The organism is Pseudomonas sp. RL_105y_Pfl2_101 (genome assembly GCF_963970585.1).
Classification (GTDB): Bacteria; Pseudomonadota; Gammaproteobacteria; order Pseudomonadales; family Pseudomonadaceae; genus Aquipseudomonas.
On record NZ_CAXAPG010000005.1, the window covers coordinates 111,328 to 129,093 of the forward strand.

The following is a 17,766-nucleotide window of genomic DNA, read 5'->3' on the forward strand; positions in this document are numbered from 1 at the left end:
CCGCCAAACCCAACGCCCCAGGAGAAAACAATATGACTCTGCGTAAATTCGCAGGGCTAGGAGCCCTGTTGTCCTTCGCAATGCCTGGCTTGGCCATGGCAGAAGAAGCGGCAGCCCCAGTCCTGAACTCCGGCGATACCGCCTGGATGCTCACGGCCACGATTCTTGTACTGTTCATGACTATTCCTGGCCTGGCGCTGTTCTACGGCGGCATGGTTCGGTCGAAAAACCTTCTTTCCGTGATGATGCAATGCTTCGCCATTACCGGTCTGATCAGCGTTCTGTGGGTCATTTATGGCTACAGCATCGCGTTCGACACCACGGGCATGGAGCAGGGCGTCGTCAACTTCAACTCTTTTGTCGGTGGCCTGGGCAAGGCGTTCCTGGCGGGCGTTACGCCGGACAGCCTGACCGGCCCGGCGGCGCTGTTCCCTGAAGCGGTGTTCATCACCTTCCAGATGACCTTCGCGATCATTACCCCGGCCCTGATCGTCGGTGCCTTTGCCGAGCGGATGAAATTTTCCGCCATGCTGATCTTCATGGGCGTGTGGTTCACCCTGGTGTACGCACCGATTGCCCACATGGTCTGGTCCGGTGATGGCGGCCTGCTGTGGGACTGGGGCGTGCTGGACTTCGCCGGCGGCACCGTAGTGCACATCAACGCCGGTATCGCAGGCCTGGTGGCGTGCCTGGTACTGGGCAAGCGCAAAGGCTTCCCGACCACGCCGATGGCGCCGCATAACCTGGGTTACACCCTGATGGGCGCGGCCATGCTGTGGGTCGGCTGGTTCGGCTTCAACGCCGGCTCTGCTGTCGCCGCCAACGGCACCGCCGGCATGGCGATGCTGGTGACCCAGATCGCGACCGCTGCGGCGGCGCTGGGCTGGATGTTTGCCGAGTGGATCACCCATGGCAAGCCAAGCGCACTGGGCATCGCCTCGGGCGTGGTGGCGGGTCTGGTTGCTATCACCCCGGCTGCTGGCACCGTGGGCCCGATGGGCGCCCTGGTCATCGGCCTAGCAGCGGGCGTGGTGTGCTTCTTCTGCGCCACTACCCTCAAGCGCAAACTCGGCTATGACGACTCCTTGGACGCCTTTGGCGTGCACGGCATCGGCGGTATCCTCGGCGCGATCCTGACCGGGGTGTTTGCAGCACCAGCCCTGGGGGGCTTCGGTACCGTGACCGATATCGGCGCGCAAGTGTGGATTCAATTCAAGGGTGTGGCTTTCACGGTGGTCTATACCGCGATCGTCACCTTCGTCATCCTCAAGGTCCTGGACGCCGTCATGGGGCTGCGTGTCTCCGAGGAAGAAGAAGCCGTGGGCCTGGACCTGGCCCAGCACAACGAACGTGGCTACAACCTGTAAGCGCACGCGATAAAAAATGCCCGGTTCGCCGGGCATTTTTTTGTCTGGAATTTGTCATTGCTCACAAGGTGCAGCGGTTTTCCGACGCCTTTTGTTGTGGATGCGACATGGGTTTTTATACCGCCAAAGGCTTACACCGAAGCAAGAATATTAGGCCCTTTGTTTTTTCCCAGAGCGCGCTAGAATGCGCGCCGAACGTGCGGAGATCTGTATGTGGCAACAGACGCTGATAACCCTGCGGGCAAGGCCTCGGGGCTTTCATCTGGTGACGGACGAGTTGCTTGCCGGCCTGCCTGAACTCCAGGCGTGTCGTGTCGGTCTGTTGCATCTGTGGCTGCAGCATACCTCGGCTTCGTTGACCATCAACGAGAACGCCGATCCGGCGGTACGTCGAGACTTCGAACGATTTTTCAATCGGCTGATCCCACAAGGAGCCGCCGACTATGAGCACAACGACGAAGGCCTGGACGACCTTCCGGCGCACTTCAAGACCAGTGTGCTCGGCTGTCAGATCAGCCTGCCGGTCACGGCAGGACGGCTGGCATTGGGTACCTGGCAAGGTGTTTATCTGGGCGAGCATCGCGACCATGGCGGTGCTCGTAAAGTCCTCGCCACCTTGTACGGTGAAGGGGCATAACCGCTGATTGCCGGCGGATGTTGAATTTTTTCTGGCAGCCTTCGAACAGATGGCGAAGCTGGGCTATAACTAATCTGCTTTTCGCAAGTCATGAGGTAGAACATGAGCGACGATGATCTGGAAAACGACGACCTCGAAGTAGGTGACGAAGACGAGACCGAGGAAGGCCTTGATGCGGCGGCGGAAGACGTTGCCGACGACGATGGTGCCGATGTTCCGGCACCTGCCGCCAAAGGCAAGGCCAAGGCGGCCGTGTCGGTCGACGAGTTGCCGAGCGTAGAGGCCAAGAACAAGGAGCGTGATGCGCTTGCCAAGGCCATGGAGGAATTCCTGGCCAGGGGCGGTAAGGTGCAGGAAGTGGAGGCCAACGTGGTTGCGGATCCGCCCAAGAAGCCGGATAACAAGTACGGCAGCCGCCCTATCTGAGTTTCTGCTTCTTGCTTGCTGAAAAAGCCCGCCGTCGCTGCGGGCTTTTTCATGGGGGCGATTCCATCCCCTGGTCGGGGCCCGCTCCCAAAGGGTTTTGTGCCTGGCGCTGAACCACGCGACACAGCAGATCCAGGGCTGTAGTGGCTGCTGGGCAGGGGATCAGCGCTGGCGATGCCACCCTGCCAATAAGCCGGGCAGTTCGGTCAGGCTGCGGATTTCTGCATCCGGCGCGTGGTCGGCATTCCAGGGTTTGCCTGCCGGGTTGAACCACACCGCGCGCAGGCCGGCCTGTTGGGCGCCGGCGATGTCGTCGCCTGGATGATCGCCAATGTGCACGGCGGTTTTCGCCGTGGTGCCGCCGCGTTGCAGGGCTTCGTGGAACAGTCGGGCGTCAGGCTTGGCGATGCCGATGTCTTCAGCGCACAAGGCGAACTTGAAATAGTCCGCCAATCCCAGGCGCCGCACATCGGCGTTGCCATTGGTGACCACTCCGAGGGCGAAATGATTGGCCAGGATCTCCAGGGTGGGCTGCACCTCGGGAAAAATCTCCAGTTGATGGCGGGCGTGCAGGAACGTCTCGAAGGCTTGGTCCGCCAGCTCAGAGGCTTGCCACTGGTCGTAGCCGGCTTCCTGCAAGGCACGGAACAACACGCGCCGGCGCAGCGCGCTGATGCGGTGCTTCAGCCCAGGCTCCTCGCGCAGCACTTGTTCGCGAATCGAAAAAAGGTGCTCCACCGGCAGGCCGCCCAGGTTCGGTGCGTTGTCGGTCAGCCATTGGCGGAGTATGGCTTCGGCGCTGGCGATCACCGGGGCGGTGTCCCACAGGGTGTCGTCCAGGTCGAAAGTGATCAGCTCGATGGTCATGCTTCGTCGCCCTTGATGCGTTTGGCCCTGGGGTGGGCACTGTCATAGACCGTCGCCAGGTGCTGGAAATCCAGGTGGGTGTAGATCTGGGTGGTCTTGATGTCCGAGTGCCCCAGCAGCTCTTGAACGGCGCGCAGGTCCTGAGAGGACTCCAGCAGATGGCTGGCGAAGGAGTGCCGGAGCATGTGCGGGTGCAGGTTCTGTCCCAGCTCTCGTTCGCCGGCAGCCTTGACCCGCAATTGAATCGCTCGCGGGCCGAGGCGCCGCCCCTGTTGGCTGACGAAGACCGCGTCGTCGGCGGGGTTGGTCAGCGCCCGCAGCGCCAGCCATTGTTCCAGGGCTTCACGGGCCTTGCGGCCGACGGGCAGCAGGCGTGTCTTGCTGCCCTTGCCGAGCACCTGGACCATGCCATCGGCCAGGTCCAGTTGATCCAGGTTAAGCCCCGTCAGCTCTGAAAGGCGCAGGCCGGAAGAATAGAACAGCTCAAGAATCGCCTGGTCGCGCCGGGCCAGGAAGTCATCCTCGACGGCGCCTTCGAGCAGTTGCAGGGCGCGGTCGGTGTCGAGGGTTTTCGGTAATCGGCGTTCGCCCTTGGGCGGTGCCAGGCCGGCGGCCGGGTCGTGATCGCACAGGCCTTCGCGATTGAGGTAGTGATACAGGCCGCGTACTGCCGACAACAGGCGCGCCAGACTGCGGGAGGATTGCCCCTGTTGATGCAGGCGGGCGATCAGGCTGCGCAAGCGCTGGATGTCCAAGGTCGACCAACTGCCGATGCCCTGCTTTTGGCACCAGCCCAGTACTTTTGCCAGGTCGCGGCGATAGGCCGATAACGTGTGGGGCGACACCTGGCGCTCACTGCGCAGGTGTTCGCAGTAGGCGTCCAGTTGTCGTTCCATCCTCAGCGTACCGAGCGCAGCGAACCGGCGACCCGTGGCAACACCCGACCGGTGACTTCGGCGATGTAGCTCAAAAACAGCGTGCCCACCGAGCTCTTGTAGTGCTGCGGATCGCGGCTGGCGATGGCCAGCACGCCGTGCACGCCCTGGTGGGCGATGGCAACGACGGCGGTGGAGCCGATCTGCTTGCGCTGTTCTTCGCCGAACAGGAAGTCCAGCTCATGCTCGCGCAGGCTGCCGCTGACGCTTTTGTCTTCCGTGAGCAGGCCGCCGATGGCCGTCTGCGCTTCGGCGTGGGTCACCCAGCGACCCACCGGCATGGCGTTGTCACCGAACAGGATCAGGCTGACAAAGGGCACCTGGAAATCCTGACGCAGGCTGTCTTCGACGCTCATGACCAGGTCTTCGAGGGTGCTGGCGTCCATCAGGGCGAGGATCAGCCGACGGGTCTTGTCGAACAGTCGGTCGTTGTCCCGGGCCACGTCCATCAGGTGCGAAAGACGATGGCGCATTTCGATGTTGCGCTCGCGCAGGATTTTCATCTGGTGTTCCACCAGCGACACGGTATCGCCACGCCGGTGGGGGATGCGCATCGTCGCAAGCAGTTCTTCATGCTCGACGAAAAAGTCCGGATGCGCCTCCAGATAAGCCGCCACGGCTGCGGCTTCTGGCAGGCTGGAGGATTCGTCGGGCTGTGGGGCTGGAACCTGTGGCTGGTCGGTCATGGGTTTGGCTCACTCAAAGACGAACTTGTCCTTCGTATACGCGCACTGCCGGGCCGGTCATCATCACCGGTTGGCCAGGGCCTGCCCATTCGATGGACAGACGCCCGCCGGGCAGGTCGATCAACAACGGCGAATCCATCCACCCCTGGCTGATCGCAGCGACTGCAGCCGCACAGGCGCCGGTACCGCAGGCCTGGGTTTCCCCAGCGCCGCGTTCCCAGACGCGCAATTGTGCGCGGTGGCGGTCGATGACTTGCAGAAAACCGACGTTCACCCGTGCCGGGAAGCGCGGATGGTGTTCGATTTTCGGCCCCAATTCATGCACCGGCGCGCTGTTGACGTCGGTGACCCGCAGCACGGCATGGGGGTTGCCCATGGACACCGCTGCCAGTTCTACCGTATTGCCATCGACTTCCAACGGATAGCTCAGGGCCTGGGCCGGCGCTTCGAACGGAATGTCCGCCGGTACCAGGCGCGGAGCGCCCATATTGACACCGATCTGGCCGTCGCTGCGCACATCCAGCTCGATAATGCCGCTCTTGGTCTCGACGCGAATCTGCCGCTTGGCGGTCAGGCGCTTGTCCAGCACGAAGCGGGCGAAGCAGCGCGCGCCATTTCCGCATTGCTCAACTTCCGAACCGTCGGCGTTGAAGATCCGATAACGGAAATCCACGTCCGGATTGTTGGGCGCCTCGACGATCAGCAATTGGTCAAAACCGATACCGGTGTGCCGATCCCCCCATTGCTTGGCATGCTTGGGCAGGATGTGCGCGTGCTGGCTGACCAGGTCGAGGACCATGAAATCATTGCCCAGGCCGTGCATCTTGGTAAAACGCAGCAGCATGGTTTTACTCCGGCAGCAGGCTTTCGCCGGCAAACAACTCGGCTACCGTCTCGCGGCGACGCACTTCGAATGCCTGATCACCATCCACCAGCACCTCGGCGCAACGGCCGCGGGTGTTGTAGTTGGAACTCATGACAAATCCGTAGGCACCGGCCGAATGCACGGCCAGCAGATCGCCTTCTGCCAGCGCCAGCTCCCGACCCTTGGCCAGGAAGTCACCGGTTTCGCAGATCGGCCCGACGATGTCGTAGTCGCGGGCCGCAGTGTCGCGAGGGCGTACGGCGGTAACGTCCATCCACGCCTGGTACAGCGCCGGGCGGATCAGGTCGTTCATCGCCGCGTCGACGATGGCGAAATCCTTGTGCTCGGTGTGCTTGAGGTACTCGACCTGGGTCAGCAGCACGCCGGCGTTGGCGACGATGTAGCGGCCCGGTTCGAACATCAGTGCCAGGTCACGGCCGTCGAGGCGCTCGCGCACGGCCTTGATGTAGTCGGCCACCAGTGGCGGCTCTTCATCGCGATAGCGCACGCCGACACCGCCACCGAGGTCGATGTGGTGCAGGTAGATGCCGCAATCGCCGAGGCGATCGACCAGTGCCAGCAGGCGGTCGAGGGCATCGATGAACGGTTCCAGGGTGGTCAGTTGCGAGCCGATGTGGCAATCGACGCCCAGCACTTCCAGGTTCGGTAACTGGGCGGCGCGCACGTACACGTCTTCGGCGTCGGCAATGGCGATGCCGAACTTGTTTTCCTTCAGGCCGGTGGAAATGTACGGGTGGGTGCCAGCATCGACGTCCGGGTTCACGCGCAGGGAGATCGGCGCGCGGACACCGAGCTCGGCGGCGACGATTTGCAGGCGTTCCAGCTCGTCGGTGGATTCGATGTTGAAGCAGTGCACGCCAACTTCCAGTGCGCGGCGCATGTCTTCACGGGTCTTGCCGACGCCGGAGAAGACGATCTTGTCGGCGCTGCCGCCAGCGGCCAGCACACGTTCGAGCTCGCCACCGGAGACGATGTCGAAACCGGCGCCCAGGCGCGCCAGGACGTTGAGTACGCCCAGGTTGGAGTTGGCCTTGACGGCGAAACACACCAGGTGCGGCATGCCTTCGAGGGCATCGGCGAACGTCCGGTACTGGGCTTCGATGTGGGCGCGGGAATAGACGTAGGTCGGCGTGCCGAAACGTTCGGCGATCGCGGACAGGGCAACCCCTTCCGCGAACAGCTCCCCGCCACGGTAGTTAAAAGCGTCCATGGCGTTCCCTTAGTAAGTGGTGGTGGGGGTGTCGTGCGAGTGGGATTTGGCTTGCGACGACTTGGCCTGTTCTTCAGGGGACTTGCTGTCATCAGGCAGGTACAGCGGACCTTTTTGACCACAGGCTGTCACGAGGCAGGCAACCGCGACGAGCGCAGCAAGGGAAGAGATCAGGCGCTTCATGGCGAAATCCTTGAAAATGCTTTAATTGCGCCGGAGTATACCGGCCACCCGTCAGCTTGCCTATGCAACGGGGCGCCCGTCCGGCGGCGCTGGTGGTCGTCACTGGGTATATCCTTTGCAATCGCCGGGAAGCGTCCGTATCTTGCGGCGCTTGAGCATGAGTAGACATTTTCGAGGTTGCCGCAATGAGTTTGACTGAAGCCCGTTTCCACGATCTGGTCGATGCGACCCAGCAAACGCTGGAGGATGTGTTCGATGACAGTGGCCTGGACATTGACCTGGAAATCTCCGCCGGTGTACTCACCGTCAAGTTCGAAAATGCCAGCCAGTTGATTTTCAGTCGCCAGGAGCCGTTGCGGCAATTGTGGCTGGCGGCGGTCTCCGGTGGCTTTCACTTCGACTACGACGTAGAAAGCGAACGTTGGATGTGCGACAAGAGCGAAGAGCAACTGGGCGAAATGCTCGAGCGCATCGTCAAGCAGCAGGCTGGCGTGGAACTCGATTTCGAAGGCCTGTGACGGCGTGAGCCAGACCGCCGCGCAACGGCCACCCAAGCCGCTCTACAGCAACGTCAGCCCGGCCGTGCCGTCGCCGTGTACCGGCGTGTGCAAGCTGGATGAACAGAAGGTCTGCCTCGGATGTTTGCGCCACGTGGAAGATATCCGCGAATGGCGCTCGGCCGACGACGAGCGTCGGCGGGTCATCTGCGCCCAGGCGCTAAAGCGCAGATCCCTGTAGGCGCTGCCAAAGGCTGCGATCTTTTGATCTTGATCTTGGGGCTTTCGCTTAAGACCCAATTGCCCGAGTCAAGATCGCAGCCTCGCTGCGCTCGTCAGCTCCTACAGCCCGGGGCAAGATCGCAGCCTCGTTGCACTCGTCAGCTCCTACTGATAGTGTCTGGTTACGCCTCAATCCATCGAGGCCCGTGAAAACCCCGCCTTTTTGTGGCGGGGTTTTGCTTTTTTGTGCAGAAGAAAGGAGTCTGCCAGGATCATGACCGCACCTTCCATCACCCTTACCCGTCTGGACGTACAGCGTCTGGAGCGCTTGATCGACAGCATTGATGAAACGCTGCCGGGCGTGATTGCGCTGCAAACCGAACTGGATCGCGCCGAGAACGTGGTGGGCCACGAAGAAGTGCCTGCCGATGTCGTGACCATGAACTCGCGCGTGCACTGTCGCGAAGAAAGCAGCGGCAAGGACTATCACCTGACGCTGGTTTATCCACAGGACGCAAATGCCGACGAAGGCCGGATCTCGATCCTGGCCCCAGTGGGCAGTGCGTTGCTGGGTCTGAAGGTTGGCCAGCACATCGACTGGCCGGCCCCGGGTGGCAAGACGCTGAAGCTGACGTTGCTGGCTGTCGAATACCAGCCTGAAGCGGGCGGTGATTTCCACCTCTGAGTGTCTGGGGCTTCAGGCCAGGGCCAGTGCCTCGTTCAGGGCGCGTTCCAGGTCGGCCTTGTAGCGCAGGTACAAATTGCTTGAACAGGCGCCGTCGCCCACCAGGCCCGAGAGGTCCAGGTCGGTGATGTAGCAGCGATAGCGCTGGGCTCCGCGGCGCTGTTCGACGATTTCCCTGGCGACCACGCGGAACAGTTGGTCGCCATGTTCCAGTTCGGAAAACTCCTGCTGATCGCAGTACAGGGTAACGTGCACCTGCCCGTGTGCCGCTTTGCCGATGATCGCCTGCACGTCATAGAACGGCTTGTTGACCAGCGTCTGCGGGGCTTGCCGTGCTTCGATCCGTCGCGCTCGGCCGCTGCCTGAGGGCAATAACTGGTAGTACAGGGTTTCCAGGGGCAGCGGCTGGGCGGCGTCCAGCGGCAGCAGGGCGTCGCGACGGTACAGCACCGATTGCAAAAAGCGTTGCAGCGGCACCAGCAAGCTTTGTTCGTCGTGATAAGGCACATGTTGTTGCCACAGTGCGTTGAACTCATCGAGCACGTACAGATCGGCCTCGTCTTCGTCGACGCGATAGAACACCTGGATGCACTCGGGCTGGCCCATGGGCAGGATCAGCGCCAGGTCTTGCTCCTCCAGGGCCATTGGGTCCAGGTGCAAGGGGCTGTAGGCCTTCAGTTCCTCGCCCAGGTAATCCATCAGCGCCGACAGGCTGCCCAGCGCCACGTGGTTGACCTGGCCGGGCACCAGCTCCAGAACGTGATAGTGCTGCTGGACCTGAAGCAGGTAGCGGTGGTTGAGCCTGCTCAGCAGCAGGGTCTGCGCCGTTTCGATGACTTCTTCGACGCGCCGCGCAATGAATTGGGCGCGGTTGTGGCAGAAGCAGCGCACCTGCAAGCGCGGCTGGCGCTGGGTGACTGGCAAGTCGTTGAGGTAATCGCGCAGACAGTCGAGCAGGGCGTGTTCGCCGTCAAAACGGTTGACCAGCACCTCATTCCAACTGTTGAGCGTGACCTGGTCGAGGGTCAGCACCAGGTTCTCCCGGACCCCGGCATAGCTCAGGGAGTCGGTGCGCTCGGTGGTCATCAGGATATTCAGGTCGCGGTGGTGCTTGAGCGGGTCGACGCCGACGTTCACCAGGATCAGTACTTCGCTGGGCACGCTGGCGCGCAGCAACTGTGCTTCATCCACCGTGGTCAAGGGCAGGGCGATGGACTGTTGCAGGCTGCCCAGCAGGTTGAACAGTTCGAACTCGCTCAGATCGCTGCTACCTGGGTGCAGTGCCAGGCGCGTGCTACTGTCGATCACGCCGTTGCGATGGCACCAGGTCAGCAGTTCCAGCAACTCGCGGCAGCGCTTGACCGGCGCGAAGTTCTCCCACTCCAGGGCTTTGAGGCTACCGTTGTACAGCCCCCACTGGTGCTGCCCCGGTTCTTTCTTGTTGGGTGACTGGACCAGCGTCAAGGTGTCTTCGGCCAGGTCCGGCGCAATGCCAGGGTTGATGAACTCGACCTTGTCAGCCTTGCGCTCGAAGGCTGCGTACAACCGCCGGCCAAGCACGTTGAGATCGCGCTTGTTGATCAAGCTGACGGTTTTCTCGGTGCGGGCGAACTGAGTCAGGAAGCGGTAGCTATGGGTGAGTTCGTTGACCAGGGCCCGCCGCTCGTGGCTGACCTGGCGGACTTTCCATTGGCTACGGCTGTCCAGCAACACCAGTTGACGCGGGTCCCAGCCCCATTCCTGGGCCAGTCGCTCGAGCAGTACCCGTTGCCAGCCGCTGCTACGCGCCTGGCCGGTGAGCTTGCGATTGACCTTCAGGTATAGCGCGCGGCGGATTAACTCCAGGCGTTCGGATTCGCCGCGGGCATTGAGGTATTCCTCGATGCGGCGGTAGACCAGCATGTATGGGTCCAGCTCTTCGAGGTCCAAGCGATTGGCAAACACGGCCTGTTTGAAGCGCAGGCTCAGGCAGCGGACATTCGGGTGTTCGCTGGCATAGACCTCGGTCAGCAGCAGCTTGAGCACGGACTTGTAGGGTGACTCGATACCTTTGAACAGCTGCCAGAGCCCGGCACCGACGAATTCGCCCGGCGGAATATAAGCCAGGTGCCCCAGGTTCAGGGTTTCATCGGCGCGAATGAAGCGCTTGGAGATCAGCGTATGGGTGTACTGCTCATAGTTCTCTTCTTCATAGACCGGCACCAGCCACCAGATCGGCGTGCGTCCGGCCAGCCAGATCGCGGTGCGGTAGAACTCGTCCAGCAACAGGTAATGCTGGGTCGTACCGCAGTCGTCGGAACTGAGCTGGTTGTCCCGGTCTCCCCGTACGAAACGTGCCGGGTCGATCAGGAAGAAGTGGGCTTCGGCGCCCTGGGTCGCGGCCCAGATCTCCAGCAACTGGCACTTTTTGCGGAGCTCGGCCAGTTCATCGTCGCTCAGGTCCGGCCCGTGGCACACCCAAACGTCCATATCGCTCTGGTCGGCCTGGGCCAGGGTGCCGAGGCTGCCCATCAGGAACAGACCAAGGATCGGTCGTGGTGGATTGCTGCCGTGCCGGGGTTTGTAGGAAAACGAACGGGTCAGTCGTTGGGCTTCGGCAAGGATATTGGCGTCAGGCTCGTAGTTCGACAGCCCGGCAGGCGTGCTGCCGGAAACGTAGCCGGGCAGCAGCGGATGGTTGACGTGGAAAAACAGCGGCAACAACGTCAGCACACCTTGCTGGCGCGGTGACAGGCCTTCGAGGGCGCGCTCCATTCGCACGGTGTTGAGCTTGAGAAAACGTGCGCGCAACTGGCTCAAGACCTTGCGGTCGATTCCCTCGTCCAGATCGGGGCGTATTTCGTGATTGCGGGTCATGTCAGCTCAAACCGGCTCGCAGCGTCGAACGTGGGGTGATGGCAGGTTAGCGCCCGATCTTGGGAATACTTAAGCTGAAAGCAGGATTCGGATGCCGGTTTTTTACGCAGGGCACCCATACGCCTGCGGAAATCCCGTAAAGAAGATTTCCGTGGGCGACAGGGGGATCAGGCGGCTTCTTGCACGCTGAGTATCGTCAGGACGGTTTGTACGTTTTGGGCAGCATCTCGCCCCAGGCTTGTCAGGTAACCACCGTCGGGCTGGGTGATCAGTTCTTTTTCGAACAGGCGTTGGGCAGCGGCAATCGCTTTAGGGGCAGCGGTCTGATGGATTTTCAGGCCTTCCTGGGAACTGTCCAGGTTGAAGAGTGCGAGGATTTCCAGTTCGGCAACCAGCTCAGGGGTAAGCGACATAAGGACTCCAGACTTTCTAGGAATTTGGTCGACAGCGTCACTAAGGTGAGCGCACTCGGTCGAGCTGTCCAGTCTCACTGTCATGCTTTTTTTGTTTAAAGCGATTTTCTGTGGCCCCGCAGAAGCAGCGTAGGAGCTGACGAGTGCAACGAGGCTGCGATCTTGTCCCAGACAATTGAGTCGAGAGCGAAAGATCAAGATCAAGATCAAAAGATCGCAGCCTTCGGCAGCTCCTACAGGGCGCAGCCGGGCGGGAGCAAGAGCGGTTCAGTTCTTTTCCGGCGGCAACTCAGGCAAGGCGCGCAAGGCGGCTTCGTACCACTCGGTGTTGAACGGGCGATCTTCTTCGAGGATCGCGTCGATTTCCACCGCTAGCACATGGGCCATCAGGTTGAGAATCTCTTCGCGCTCATAACCCACCAGGGTCAACTTATTGAAAGTGGCCTTGGCTGCGGGCGGATTGTCACTTTCGATCTGGTTTTCGATGGCCTGGATCAGCGTGTTCTCGACGAATTCTTCTTCGTCGTTGTCGATGTCGGTTGGCTCGCTCATGGCAGGCTCCTGGGAGAAAGGCTGTCAGTTTACCTGCATTCAGCGACGTGATGCGCCTGGCAAGAAATGCCCTGACGGTCTATAAAGCAAGGCTGCCAACCCCCCACGGCCTGGAGGCTTTGTAATGCTCGAGCTTTATGGTTTCCCCGTCAGTAACTATTACAACATGGTCAAACTGGCGCTGTTGGAGAAGGGCCTGCCCTTCGAAGAAGTGCCGTTCTACCCCAATCAGACCCCCGAGGCGTGGGCCGTCAGTCCTCGCGGGAAGGTGCCGGTGTTGAAAACCGAGCAGGGGTTCGTCAACGAAACCAGCGTGATCCTCGAGTACATCGAGCAAACCCAACCAGGCAAAGCCCTGCTGCCCAGTGATCCGTTCGATCGGGCCCAGGTAATGGCCTTGTGCAGGGAGATTGAGTTGTACATCGAACTGCCGGCAAGGGCTTGCTTTGCCGAGGCATTTTTTGGCATGTCGGTGCCTGATGCCATCAAGGAAAAGAGCAAAGATGAGTTGCAGCAGGGGTTCGCCTCGCTCGGCCGGCACAGCAAATTTGCGCCCTTCGTGGCGGGCGAGAGTCTGACCATTGCTGATCTGTATTTCTTCTACAGCGTCTCGCCGGCCTGCCAAGTGGGCAGGAAGTTGTTCGATATCGACCTGCTGGCAGACCTGCCGGCGGCCAAAGCGCTGATGGAGCGCTTGGAGCAGAATCCGCATGTGCAGCGGATTGCGGTGGATAGAGAGGCGGCGATGCCAGCGTTTTTGGCGATGATCGCTGCCAAGAAGTGAATTTTCTGGCGCCTTGAAGGACGCCTTCGCGAGCAGGTTCGCTCCCACATTGGATCTCCATACTCACAAGATTTGAGTTCACTGAAGATCTACTGTGGGAGCGAGCTTGCTCGCGATGCTTTTAGCGGCTGGCGAGCAACGCTTGGCCGCGTACCACCGCTGCCTTGACCTGCGCCGGTGCGGTGCCGCCGATGTGGTCGCGGGCATTGACCGAGCCTTCGAGGGTCAGCACGGCAAACACGTCCTGTTCGATCTGGTCGCTGAACTGGCGCAGTTCGTCCAGGCTCATTTCCGCCAGGTCTTTGCCACTGTCCACGCCGTACTTCACGGCATGGCCGACGATCTCATGGCAGTCGCGGAACGGTAGACCACGGCGCACCAGATAATCGGCCAGGTCCGTGGCGGTGGAGAAACCGCGCAGGGCCGCTTCGCGCATCACTGCGTGCTTGGGCTTGATGGCCGGGATCATGTCGGCGAAGGCCCGTAGCGAGTCGCGCAGGGTATCGGCAGCGTCGAACAGCGGCTCCTTGTCTTCCTGGTTGTCCTTGTTGTAGGCCAGCGGCTGGCCTTTCATCAGGGTCAGCAGGCCCATCAATGCGCCGAACACTCGGCCACTCTTGCCCCGTACCAGTTCCGGCACGTCAGGGTTTTTCTTTTGCGGCATGATCGAGCTGCCGGTGCAGAAGCGGTCCGGCAGGTCAATGAACTGGAATTGCGCACTGGTCCACAGCACCAGCTCTTCGGAGAAGCGCGACAGGTGCATCATCGCGATGCTTGCGGCGGCACAGAATTCGATGGCGAAATCGCGGTCCGAGACGTTGTCCAGCGAGTTGCCGCCCACGGCGTCGAAGCCCAGCAGCTGCGCGGTATATTCACGATCGATCGGGTACGTGGTGCCGGCCAGCGCGGCGCTGCCCAAGGGCATGCGGTTGGTGCGCTTGCGGCAGTCCACCAGGCGCTCGTAGTCGCGGCTGAGCATTTCGAACCAGGCCAGCATGTGATGCCCAAACGTTACAGGTTGGGCGGTTTGCAGGTGCGTGAAGCCCGGCATGATGCTCTCGGCCTCGCGCTCGGCTTGCTCTAGCAGGCCTTTTTGCAGGCGCGTGATTTCGGCCAGGATCAGGTCGATCTCATCGCGCAGCCACAGGCGGATGTCGGTGGCGACCTGGTCGTTGCGGCTGCGGCCGGTGTGCAGTTTCTTGCCGGTCACGCCGATGCGGTCGGTCAGGCGCGCTTCGATGTTCATGTGCACGTCTTCAAGATCGACGCGCCAGTCGAACTGGCCGGCCTCGATTTCAGCCTGGATGGTCTTCAGGCCGTCGATGATGCTGTCGCGCTCGGCATCGGTCAGCACGCCGACCTTGGCCAGCATGGTGGCGTGGGCGATCGAGCCCATGATGTCGTGGCGATACAGGCGCTGGTCAAAGTTGACGGAGGCGGTGAAGCGGGCGACGAAGGCGTCGACGGGTTCACTGAAGCGGCCGCCCCAGGACTGATTGGTCTTGTCAGTGCTCATGAATTCGCTCGTGATCGGCTGTGGAAAAATTAGCGGTTAAAGGCTGCGGCGGATGATAGCAGGGTTGCCGGGACTGGCGCTGGCACTGGTCGGTAGGTTTTTCGATGCAAGCCTGGGATCCAACTGGGTTTTCCCGCAACGATATTTTCCGATTGAGCAATATCGTCGCGGCAACCGTCTACAGTGGACTGTAGGACTTTTGCTTTTTCCACCCATGGCGCAGCGGATATGGATAAGAAGGGGGGCTCATATTGGTCAGATCGACAGTTAACAATCCCTACGGCGACGCCGTGCGACAACGGGCCTCGGGCATCGGTCGGCAAGCGCTGGTAAAGATAGGCAACCGCCTCGCGGCACTTTTTGGCCCTCGAATGAGTCTTAGCGTGGATCGCGGTGACGGATGTCACTTCCCCTGTCTACGCTATCCTTGTGCGAGACTCACGCAGGAATCCAGCGCAATATGAATGTCCTGATCGTTGATGACGAACCACTGGCCCGCGAGCGCCTGAGCCGAATGGTTGGCGAGCTCGAGGGTTACAGTGTCCTGGAGCCGAGCGCCACCAATGGCGAAGAGGCATTGGCCCTTATTGACAGCCACAAGCCGGATATCGTGCTGCTCGACATTCGCATGCCTGGCTTGGACGGCCTGCAGGTCGCGGCGAAGTTGTGCGAACGAGAGTCGCCACCTGCCGTGGTGTTCTGTACTGCCCGGGACGACTTCCCCCCCGAGGTGTTGCAGGCCGGTGCCGTGGGCTACCTGGTCAAGCCAGTGGCGGCCGAGGCGTTGCTTGAAGCCTTGCGCAAGGCCGAGCGGCCCAACCGCGTGCAACTGGCAGCGCTGACCCGGCCGGCCGCCGAAAGTGGTAGCGGCCCGCGCAGCCATATCAGTGCGCGCACCCGCAAAGGCATTGAGCTGATCCCGTTGAACCAGGTGGTCTATTTCATTGCCGACCACAAATACGTGACCTTGCGTCATGAGAGTGGCGAGGTGTTGTTGGATGAGCCGCTCAAGGCCCTCGAAGACGAGTTCGGCGAACGTTTCGTACGCATCCACCGCAACGCCCTTGTGGCCCGCGAGCGTATCGAGCGTTTGCAACGCACCCCTCTTGGGCATTTCCAACTGTTCCTCAAAGGGCTCAATGGCGACGCGCTGATTGTCAGCCGACGGCACGTAGCCGGCGTGCGCAAGATGATGCAGCAGCTTTAATGCGGCGGTTCAAGGCGCTCGATGCGTTTCACTTCGCGGATTTGGCGGCCAGGGAGGCCTTGGGGTCGTGATTCAAATCAAAGCGGTTTTGGCTGAGCTGTTATTATCTGCCGTATCTTTTAAGTACGGATTGATCCATGTCCCCTCGCGAGATCCGCATTGCCACCCGTAAAAGTGCCTTGGCCCTCTGGCAGGCCGAATACGTTAAAGCCCGCCTGGAAGCGGCCCATCCCGGCCTGATCGTGACCCTGGTGCCCATGGTCAGTCGCGGTGACAAGCTGCTGGATTCGCCGCTGTCGAAGATCGGCGGCAAGGGCCTGTTCGTCAAGGAGCTGGAAACCGCGTTGCTGGACAACGAAGCTGACATCGCCGTGCATTCGATGAAAGACGTGCCCATGGACTTCCCCGAAGGCCTGGGCCTGTTTTGCATCTGCGAGCGGGAAGACCCACGCGATGCGTTCGTCTCCAACACGTTTTCCAGTCTTGAAGCACTGCCGGCCGGGAGCGTGGTTGGCACTTCCAGCCTGCGTCGCCAGGCACAGTTGCTGACTCGCCGCCCGGACCTGCAAATCCGTTTCCTGCGCGGTAACGTCAATACGCGCCTGGCCAAGCTCGATGCCGGTGAGTACGACGCGATCATCCTCGCCGCCGCCGGCCTGATCCGCCTGGGTTTTGAAGATCGCATCACCTCGGCCATCAGCGTCGACGACAGCCTGCCGGCTGGTGGACAAGGTGCGGTGGGCATCGAGTGCCGCAGTGCCGACAGCGAAATCCACGCCTTGCTCGCGTCGCTGCACCATGACGACACCGCTACGCGGGTATCCGCCGAGCGCGCCCTCAATAAACATCTCAATGGTGGTTGCCAGGTGCCAATCGCCTGTTACGCCGTGCTGGAAGGCGAACAGGTCTGGTTACGCGGCCTGGTGGGGGATCCCGGCGGTGGCCGGCTGCTCAGCGCCGAAGCCCGGGCGCCGCGCCACGATGCCGAGGCGTTGGGCGTGCGGGTGGCCGAAGACCTGCTGAGCCAGGGCGCCGCGGACATCCTCAAGGCGGTCTACGGCGAGGCCGGCCACACGTGACGGGCTGGCGGCTGCTGCTCACCCGGCCGGCGGAAGAGTCCTCGGCGCTGGCGGCTGTCCTGGCCGAAGCGGGGGTCTACAGCAGCAGCCTGCCCTTGCTGGCTATCGAGCCGGTCCCGCTGTCCGATGCCGGGCGGGCGATATTCCAGGCGCTGGACCAATACTCTGCCGTGATCGTTGTCAGCAAACCTGCCGCACGCCTGTGTGTCGAGCTGCTGCACCAATACTGGCCCGAACCTCCAGACCAACCATGGTTCAGCGTGGGCGCGGCCACCGGGCAAATTCTCGTCGATGCCGGCCTCACGGTGTTCTATCCCGATAACGGCGATGACAGCGAAGCCTTGCTGGAACACGTGGTCTTGCGCCAGGCTGTTGCGCGACCCGACCCCAGGGTGTTGATCGTGCGGGGCGAAGGCGGGCGTGGCTTGCTGGCAGAGCGTTTGCGCGAGCAAGGTGCTAGTGTCGATTATCTGGAATTGTACCGCCGCCACTTGCCCCATTACGGCGAAGGGGTGTTACCGGCGAAGGTCGAAGCGGAACGCTTGAACGCACTGGTGGTCAGCAGTGGGCAGGGCTTCGAGCATCTGCAGCGGCTGGCCGGCGATGCGTGGCCGGCCCTGGCGCGGTTACCGTTGTTTGTTCCAAGCCCAAGGGTTGCCGAGATGGCGCGTGCCGCCGGGGCCCGAACAGTTGTGGATTGTCGTGGCGCCAATGCCGCGGCTTTGCTGGCGGCGTTACGGGAACACTCCGAGCCGTTT

General features: G+C 61.6%; 19 protein-coding genes and 2 pseudogenes. 11 read left to right on the forward strand and 10 right to left on the reverse strand.

Annotated features, from left to right (window positions below):
- The first annotated feature begins 32 nt into the window (after nt 1-32).
- The 3 genes from AACY31_RS08235 (at nt 33) to sutA (ending at nt 2,430) form a co-directional block, all read left to right on the forward strand.
- Complete coding sequence (locus AACY31_RS08235; protein WP_339479601.1) at nt 33-1,367, forward strand: ammonium transporter; 1,335 nt, start codon at nt 33-35, stop codon at nt 1,365-1,367.
- Nucleotides 1,368-1,578: 211 nt separating this feature from the next.
- Entirely contained in the window at nt 1,579-2,004 is a 426-nt protein-coding gene (locus AACY31_RS08240) for a secondary thiamine-phosphate synthase enzyme YjbQ (protein WP_339504315.1), read from the forward strand.
- A gap of 102 nt (nt 2,005-2,106) precedes the next feature.
- The gene (gene sutA / locus AACY31_RS08245) at nt 2,107-2,430 is read left to right on the forward strand and encodes a transcriptional regulator SutA (RefSeq protein ID WP_339504316.1); all 324 of its coding nucleotides are present in this window, start codon (nt 2,107-2,109) and stop codon (nt 2,428-2,430) included.
- A 162-nt stretch (nt 2,431-2,592) separates the two neighbouring features.
- On the opposite strand, the gene AACY31_RS08250 is transcribed toward sutA, so the two are convergent.
- From AACY31_RS08250 to lptM, 6 genes are read right to left on the reverse strand one after another with little or no spacing between them, the layout of a single operon-like run.
- Nucleotides 2,593-3,297 carry an HAD family hydrolase gene (locus AACY31_RS08250; protein ID WP_339479597.1) on the reverse strand — a complete coding sequence of 235 codons (705 nt, stop codon included), beginning with the start codon at nt 3,295-3,297 and terminating at the stop codon, nt 2,593-2,595.
- A complete protein-coding gene (gene xerC, locus AACY31_RS08255) occupies nt 3,294-4,193 on the reverse strand; it encodes a tyrosine recombinase XerC (RefSeq protein WP_339479595.1) in 900 nt (299 codons plus the stop codon). The genes AACY31_RS08250 and xerC overlap by 4 nt, the downstream gene beginning before the upstream one ends.
- 2 nt (nt 4,194-4,195) lie before the next feature.
- Complete coding sequence (locus AACY31_RS08260) at nt 4,196-4,918, reverse strand: DUF484 family protein (RefSeq protein WP_339479593.1); 723 nt, start codon at nt 4,916-4,918, stop codon at nt 4,196-4,198.
- A 13-nt stretch (nt 4,919-4,931) separates the two neighbouring features.
- A complete protein-coding gene (gene dapF, locus AACY31_RS08265) occupies nt 4,932-5,762 on the reverse strand; it encodes a diaminopimelate epimerase (RefSeq protein WP_339479591.1) in 831 nt (276 codons plus the stop codon).
- Nucleotides 5,763-5,766: 4 nt separating this feature from the next.
- Nucleotides 5,767-7,014, reverse strand: coding sequence for a diaminopimelate decarboxylase (gene lysA, locus AACY31_RS08270; RefSeq protein WP_339479590.1), 1,248 nt, complete (start codon nt 7,012-7,014; stop codon nt 5,767-5,769).
- 9 nt (nt 7,015-7,023) lie between these two features.
- Nucleotides 7,024-7,197 carry an LPS translocon maturation chaperone LptM gene (gene lptM, locus AACY31_RS08275; RefSeq protein WP_339479589.1) on the reverse strand — a complete coding sequence of 58 codons (174 nt, stop codon included), beginning with the start codon at nt 7,195-7,197 and terminating at the stop codon, nt 7,024-7,026.
- 185 nt (nt 7,198-7,382) lie between these two features.
- Here lptM and cyaY point away from each other — a divergent pair, with 185 nt between their 5' ends.
- The 3 genes from cyaY to rnk all read left to right on the forward strand — a co-directional run bounded on the left by cyaY (nt 7,383) and on the right by rnk (nt 8,601).
- Complete coding sequence (cyaY, locus tag AACY31_RS08280) at nt 7,383-7,715, forward strand: iron donor protein CyaY (protein WP_339479588.1); 333 nt, start codon at nt 7,383-7,385, stop codon at nt 7,713-7,715.
- Nucleotides 7,716-7,719: 4 nt separating this feature from the next.
- Nucleotides 7,720-7,935: a DUF1289 domain-containing protein gene (locus AACY31_RS08285; protein WP_339479587.1), complete on the forward strand. Its 216-nt coding sequence runs from the start codon at nt 7,720-7,722 to the stop codon at nt 7,933-7,935.
- A gap of 255 nt (nt 7,936-8,190) precedes the next feature.
- Nucleotides 8,191-8,601, forward strand: coding sequence for a nucleoside diphosphate kinase regulator (gene rnk / locus AACY31_RS08290; RefSeq protein WP_339479586.1), 411 nt, complete (start codon nt 8,191-8,193; stop codon nt 8,599-8,601).
- 12 nt (nt 8,602-8,613) lie between these two features.
- Here rnk and AACY31_RS08295 read toward each other — a convergent pair whose 3' ends face one another.
- The 3 genes from AACY31_RS08295 to AACY31_RS08305 all read right to left on the reverse strand — a co-directional run bounded on the left by AACY31_RS08295 (nt 8,614) and on the right by AACY31_RS08305 (nt 12,422).
- Nucleotides 8,614-11,457 carry a class I adenylate cyclase gene (locus AACY31_RS08295; RefSeq protein ID WP_339479585.1) on the reverse strand — a complete coding sequence of 948 codons (2,844 nt, stop codon included), beginning with the start codon at nt 11,455-11,457 and terminating at the stop codon, nt 8,614-8,616.
- A gap of 167 nt (nt 11,458-11,624) precedes the next feature.
- Nucleotides 11,625-11,870, reverse strand: a complete 246-nt coding sequence (locus AACY31_RS08300; protein WP_003206789.1) for a TIGR02647 family protein — start codon at nt 11,868-11,870, stop codon at nt 11,625-11,627.
- 267 nt (nt 11,871-12,137) lie between these two features.
- The gene (locus AACY31_RS08305; RefSeq protein WP_323154101.1) at nt 12,138-12,422 is read right to left on the reverse strand and encodes a hypothetical protein; all 285 of its coding nucleotides are present in this window, start codon (nt 12,420-12,422) and stop codon (nt 12,138-12,140) included.
- Between the two features lie 124 nt (nt 12,423-12,546).
- On the opposite strand from AACY31_RS08305, the gene AACY31_RS08310 reads away from it, so the two are divergent.
- The gene (locus tag AACY31_RS08310) at nt 12,547-13,206 is read left to right on the forward strand and encodes a glutathione S-transferase family protein (RefSeq protein ID WP_339479581.1); all 660 of its coding nucleotides are present in this window, start codon (nt 12,547-12,549) and stop codon (nt 13,204-13,206) included.
- A gap of 121 nt (nt 13,207-13,327) precedes the next feature.
- Here AACY31_RS08310 and argH read toward each other — a convergent pair whose 3' ends face one another.
- On the reverse strand, nt 13,328-14,722 hold the full coding sequence (gene argH, locus AACY31_RS08315) for an argininosuccinate lyase (protein ID WP_134926354.1): 1,395 nt from the start codon (nt 14,720-14,722) through the stop codon (nt 13,328-13,330).
- 314 nt (nt 14,723-15,036) lie between these two features.
- Here argH and AACY31_RS28880 point away from each other — a divergent pair.
- From AACY31_RS28880 to AACY31_RS08330, 4 genes and pseudogenes are all read left to right on the forward strand, one after another.
- Nucleotides 15,037-15,186: pseudogene (locus AACY31_RS28880) on the forward strand (sensor histidine kinase); the annotation flags it as partial.
- The gene (locus tag AACY31_RS08320) at nt 15,183-15,929 is read left to right on the forward strand and encodes a LytR/AlgR family response regulator transcription factor (protein ID WP_339479579.1); all 747 of its coding nucleotides are present in this window, start codon (nt 15,183-15,185) and stop codon (nt 15,927-15,929) included. The pseudogene AACY31_RS28880 and the gene AACY31_RS08320, both read left to right, overlap by 4 nt.
- 137 nt (nt 15,930-16,066) lie before the next feature.
- On the forward strand, nt 16,067-17,008 hold the full coding sequence (hemC, locus tag AACY31_RS08325; RefSeq protein ID WP_339479577.1) for a hydroxymethylbilane synthase: 942 nt from the start codon (nt 16,067-16,069) through the stop codon (nt 17,006-17,008).
- Nucleotides 17,005-17,751, forward strand: a pseudogene (locus AACY31_RS08330) (uroporphyrinogen-III synthase); the annotation flags it as partial. The gene hemC and the pseudogene AACY31_RS08330, both read left to right, overlap by 4 nt.
- Nucleotides 17,752-17,766 lie beyond the last annotated feature (15 nt).

What these genes read in the sequence shown, in the direction of transcription:
- AACY31_RS08235 (WP_339479601.1), top strand. Translation starts at nt 33, where the DNA reads ATGACTCTGCGTAAATTCGCAGGGCTAGGAGCCCTGTTGTCCTTCGCA.
- AACY31_RS08240 (WP_339504315.1), top strand. Translation starts at nt 1,579, where the DNA reads ATGTGGCAACAGACGCTGATAACCCTGCGGGCAAGGCCTCGGGGCTTT.
- sutA (WP_339504316.1), top strand. Translation starts at nt 2,107, where the DNA reads ATGAGCGACGATGATCTGGAAAACGACGACCTCGAAGTAGGTGACGAA.
- AACY31_RS08250 (WP_339479597.1), bottom strand. Translation starts at nt 3,297, where the DNA reads ATGACCATCGAGCTGATCACTTTCGACCTGGACGACACCCTGTGGGAC.
- xerC (WP_339479595.1), bottom strand. Translation starts at nt 4,193, where the DNA reads ATGGAACGACAACTGGACGCCTACTGCGAACACCTGCGCAGTGAGCGC.
- AACY31_RS08260 (WP_339479593.1), bottom strand. Translation starts at nt 4,918, where the DNA reads ATGACCGACCAGCCACAGGTTCCAGCCCCACAGCCCGACGAATCCTCC.
- dapF (WP_339479591.1), bottom strand. Translation starts at nt 5,762, where the DNA reads ATGCTGCTGCGTTTTACCAAGATGCACGGCCTGGGCAATGATTTCATG.
- lysA (WP_339479590.1), bottom strand. Translation starts at nt 7,014, where the DNA reads ATGGACGCTTTTAACTACCGTGGCGGGGAGCTGTTCGCGGAAGGGGTT.
- lptM (WP_339479589.1), bottom strand. Translation starts at nt 7,197, where the DNA reads ATGAAGCGCCTGATCTCTTCCCTTGCTGCGCTCGTCGCGGTTGCCTGC.
- cyaY (WP_339479588.1), top strand. Translation starts at nt 7,383, where the DNA reads ATGAGTTTGACTGAAGCCCGTTTCCACGATCTGGTCGATGCGACCCAG.
- rnk (WP_339479586.1), top strand. Translation starts at nt 8,191, where the DNA reads ATGACCGCACCTTCCATCACCCTTACCCGTCTGGACGTACAGCGTCTG.
- AACY31_RS08295 (WP_339479585.1), bottom strand. Translation starts at nt 11,457, where the DNA reads ATGACCCGCAATCACGAAATACGCCCCGATCTGGACGAGGGAATCGAC.
- AACY31_RS08300 (WP_003206789.1), bottom strand. Translation starts at nt 11,870, where the DNA reads ATGTCGCTTACCCCTGAGCTGGTTGCCGAACTGGAAATCCTCGCACTC.
- AACY31_RS08305 (WP_323154101.1), bottom strand. Translation starts at nt 12,422, where the DNA reads ATGAGCGAGCCAACCGACATCGACAACGACGAAGAAGAATTCGTCGAG.
- AACY31_RS08310 (WP_339479581.1), top strand. Translation starts at nt 12,547, where the DNA reads ATGCTCGAGCTTTATGGTTTCCCCGTCAGTAACTATTACAACATGGTC.
- argH (WP_134926354.1), bottom strand. Translation starts at nt 14,722, where the DNA reads ATGAGCACTGACAAGACCAATCAGTCCTGGGGCGGCCGCTTCAGTGAA.
- AACY31_RS08320 (WP_339479579.1), top strand. Translation starts at nt 15,183, where the DNA reads ATGAATGTCCTGATCGTTGATGACGAACCACTGGCCCGCGAGCGCCTG.
- hemC (WP_339479577.1), top strand. Translation starts at nt 16,067, where the DNA reads ATGTCCCCTCGCGAGATCCGCATTGCCACCCGTAAAAGTGCCTTGGCC.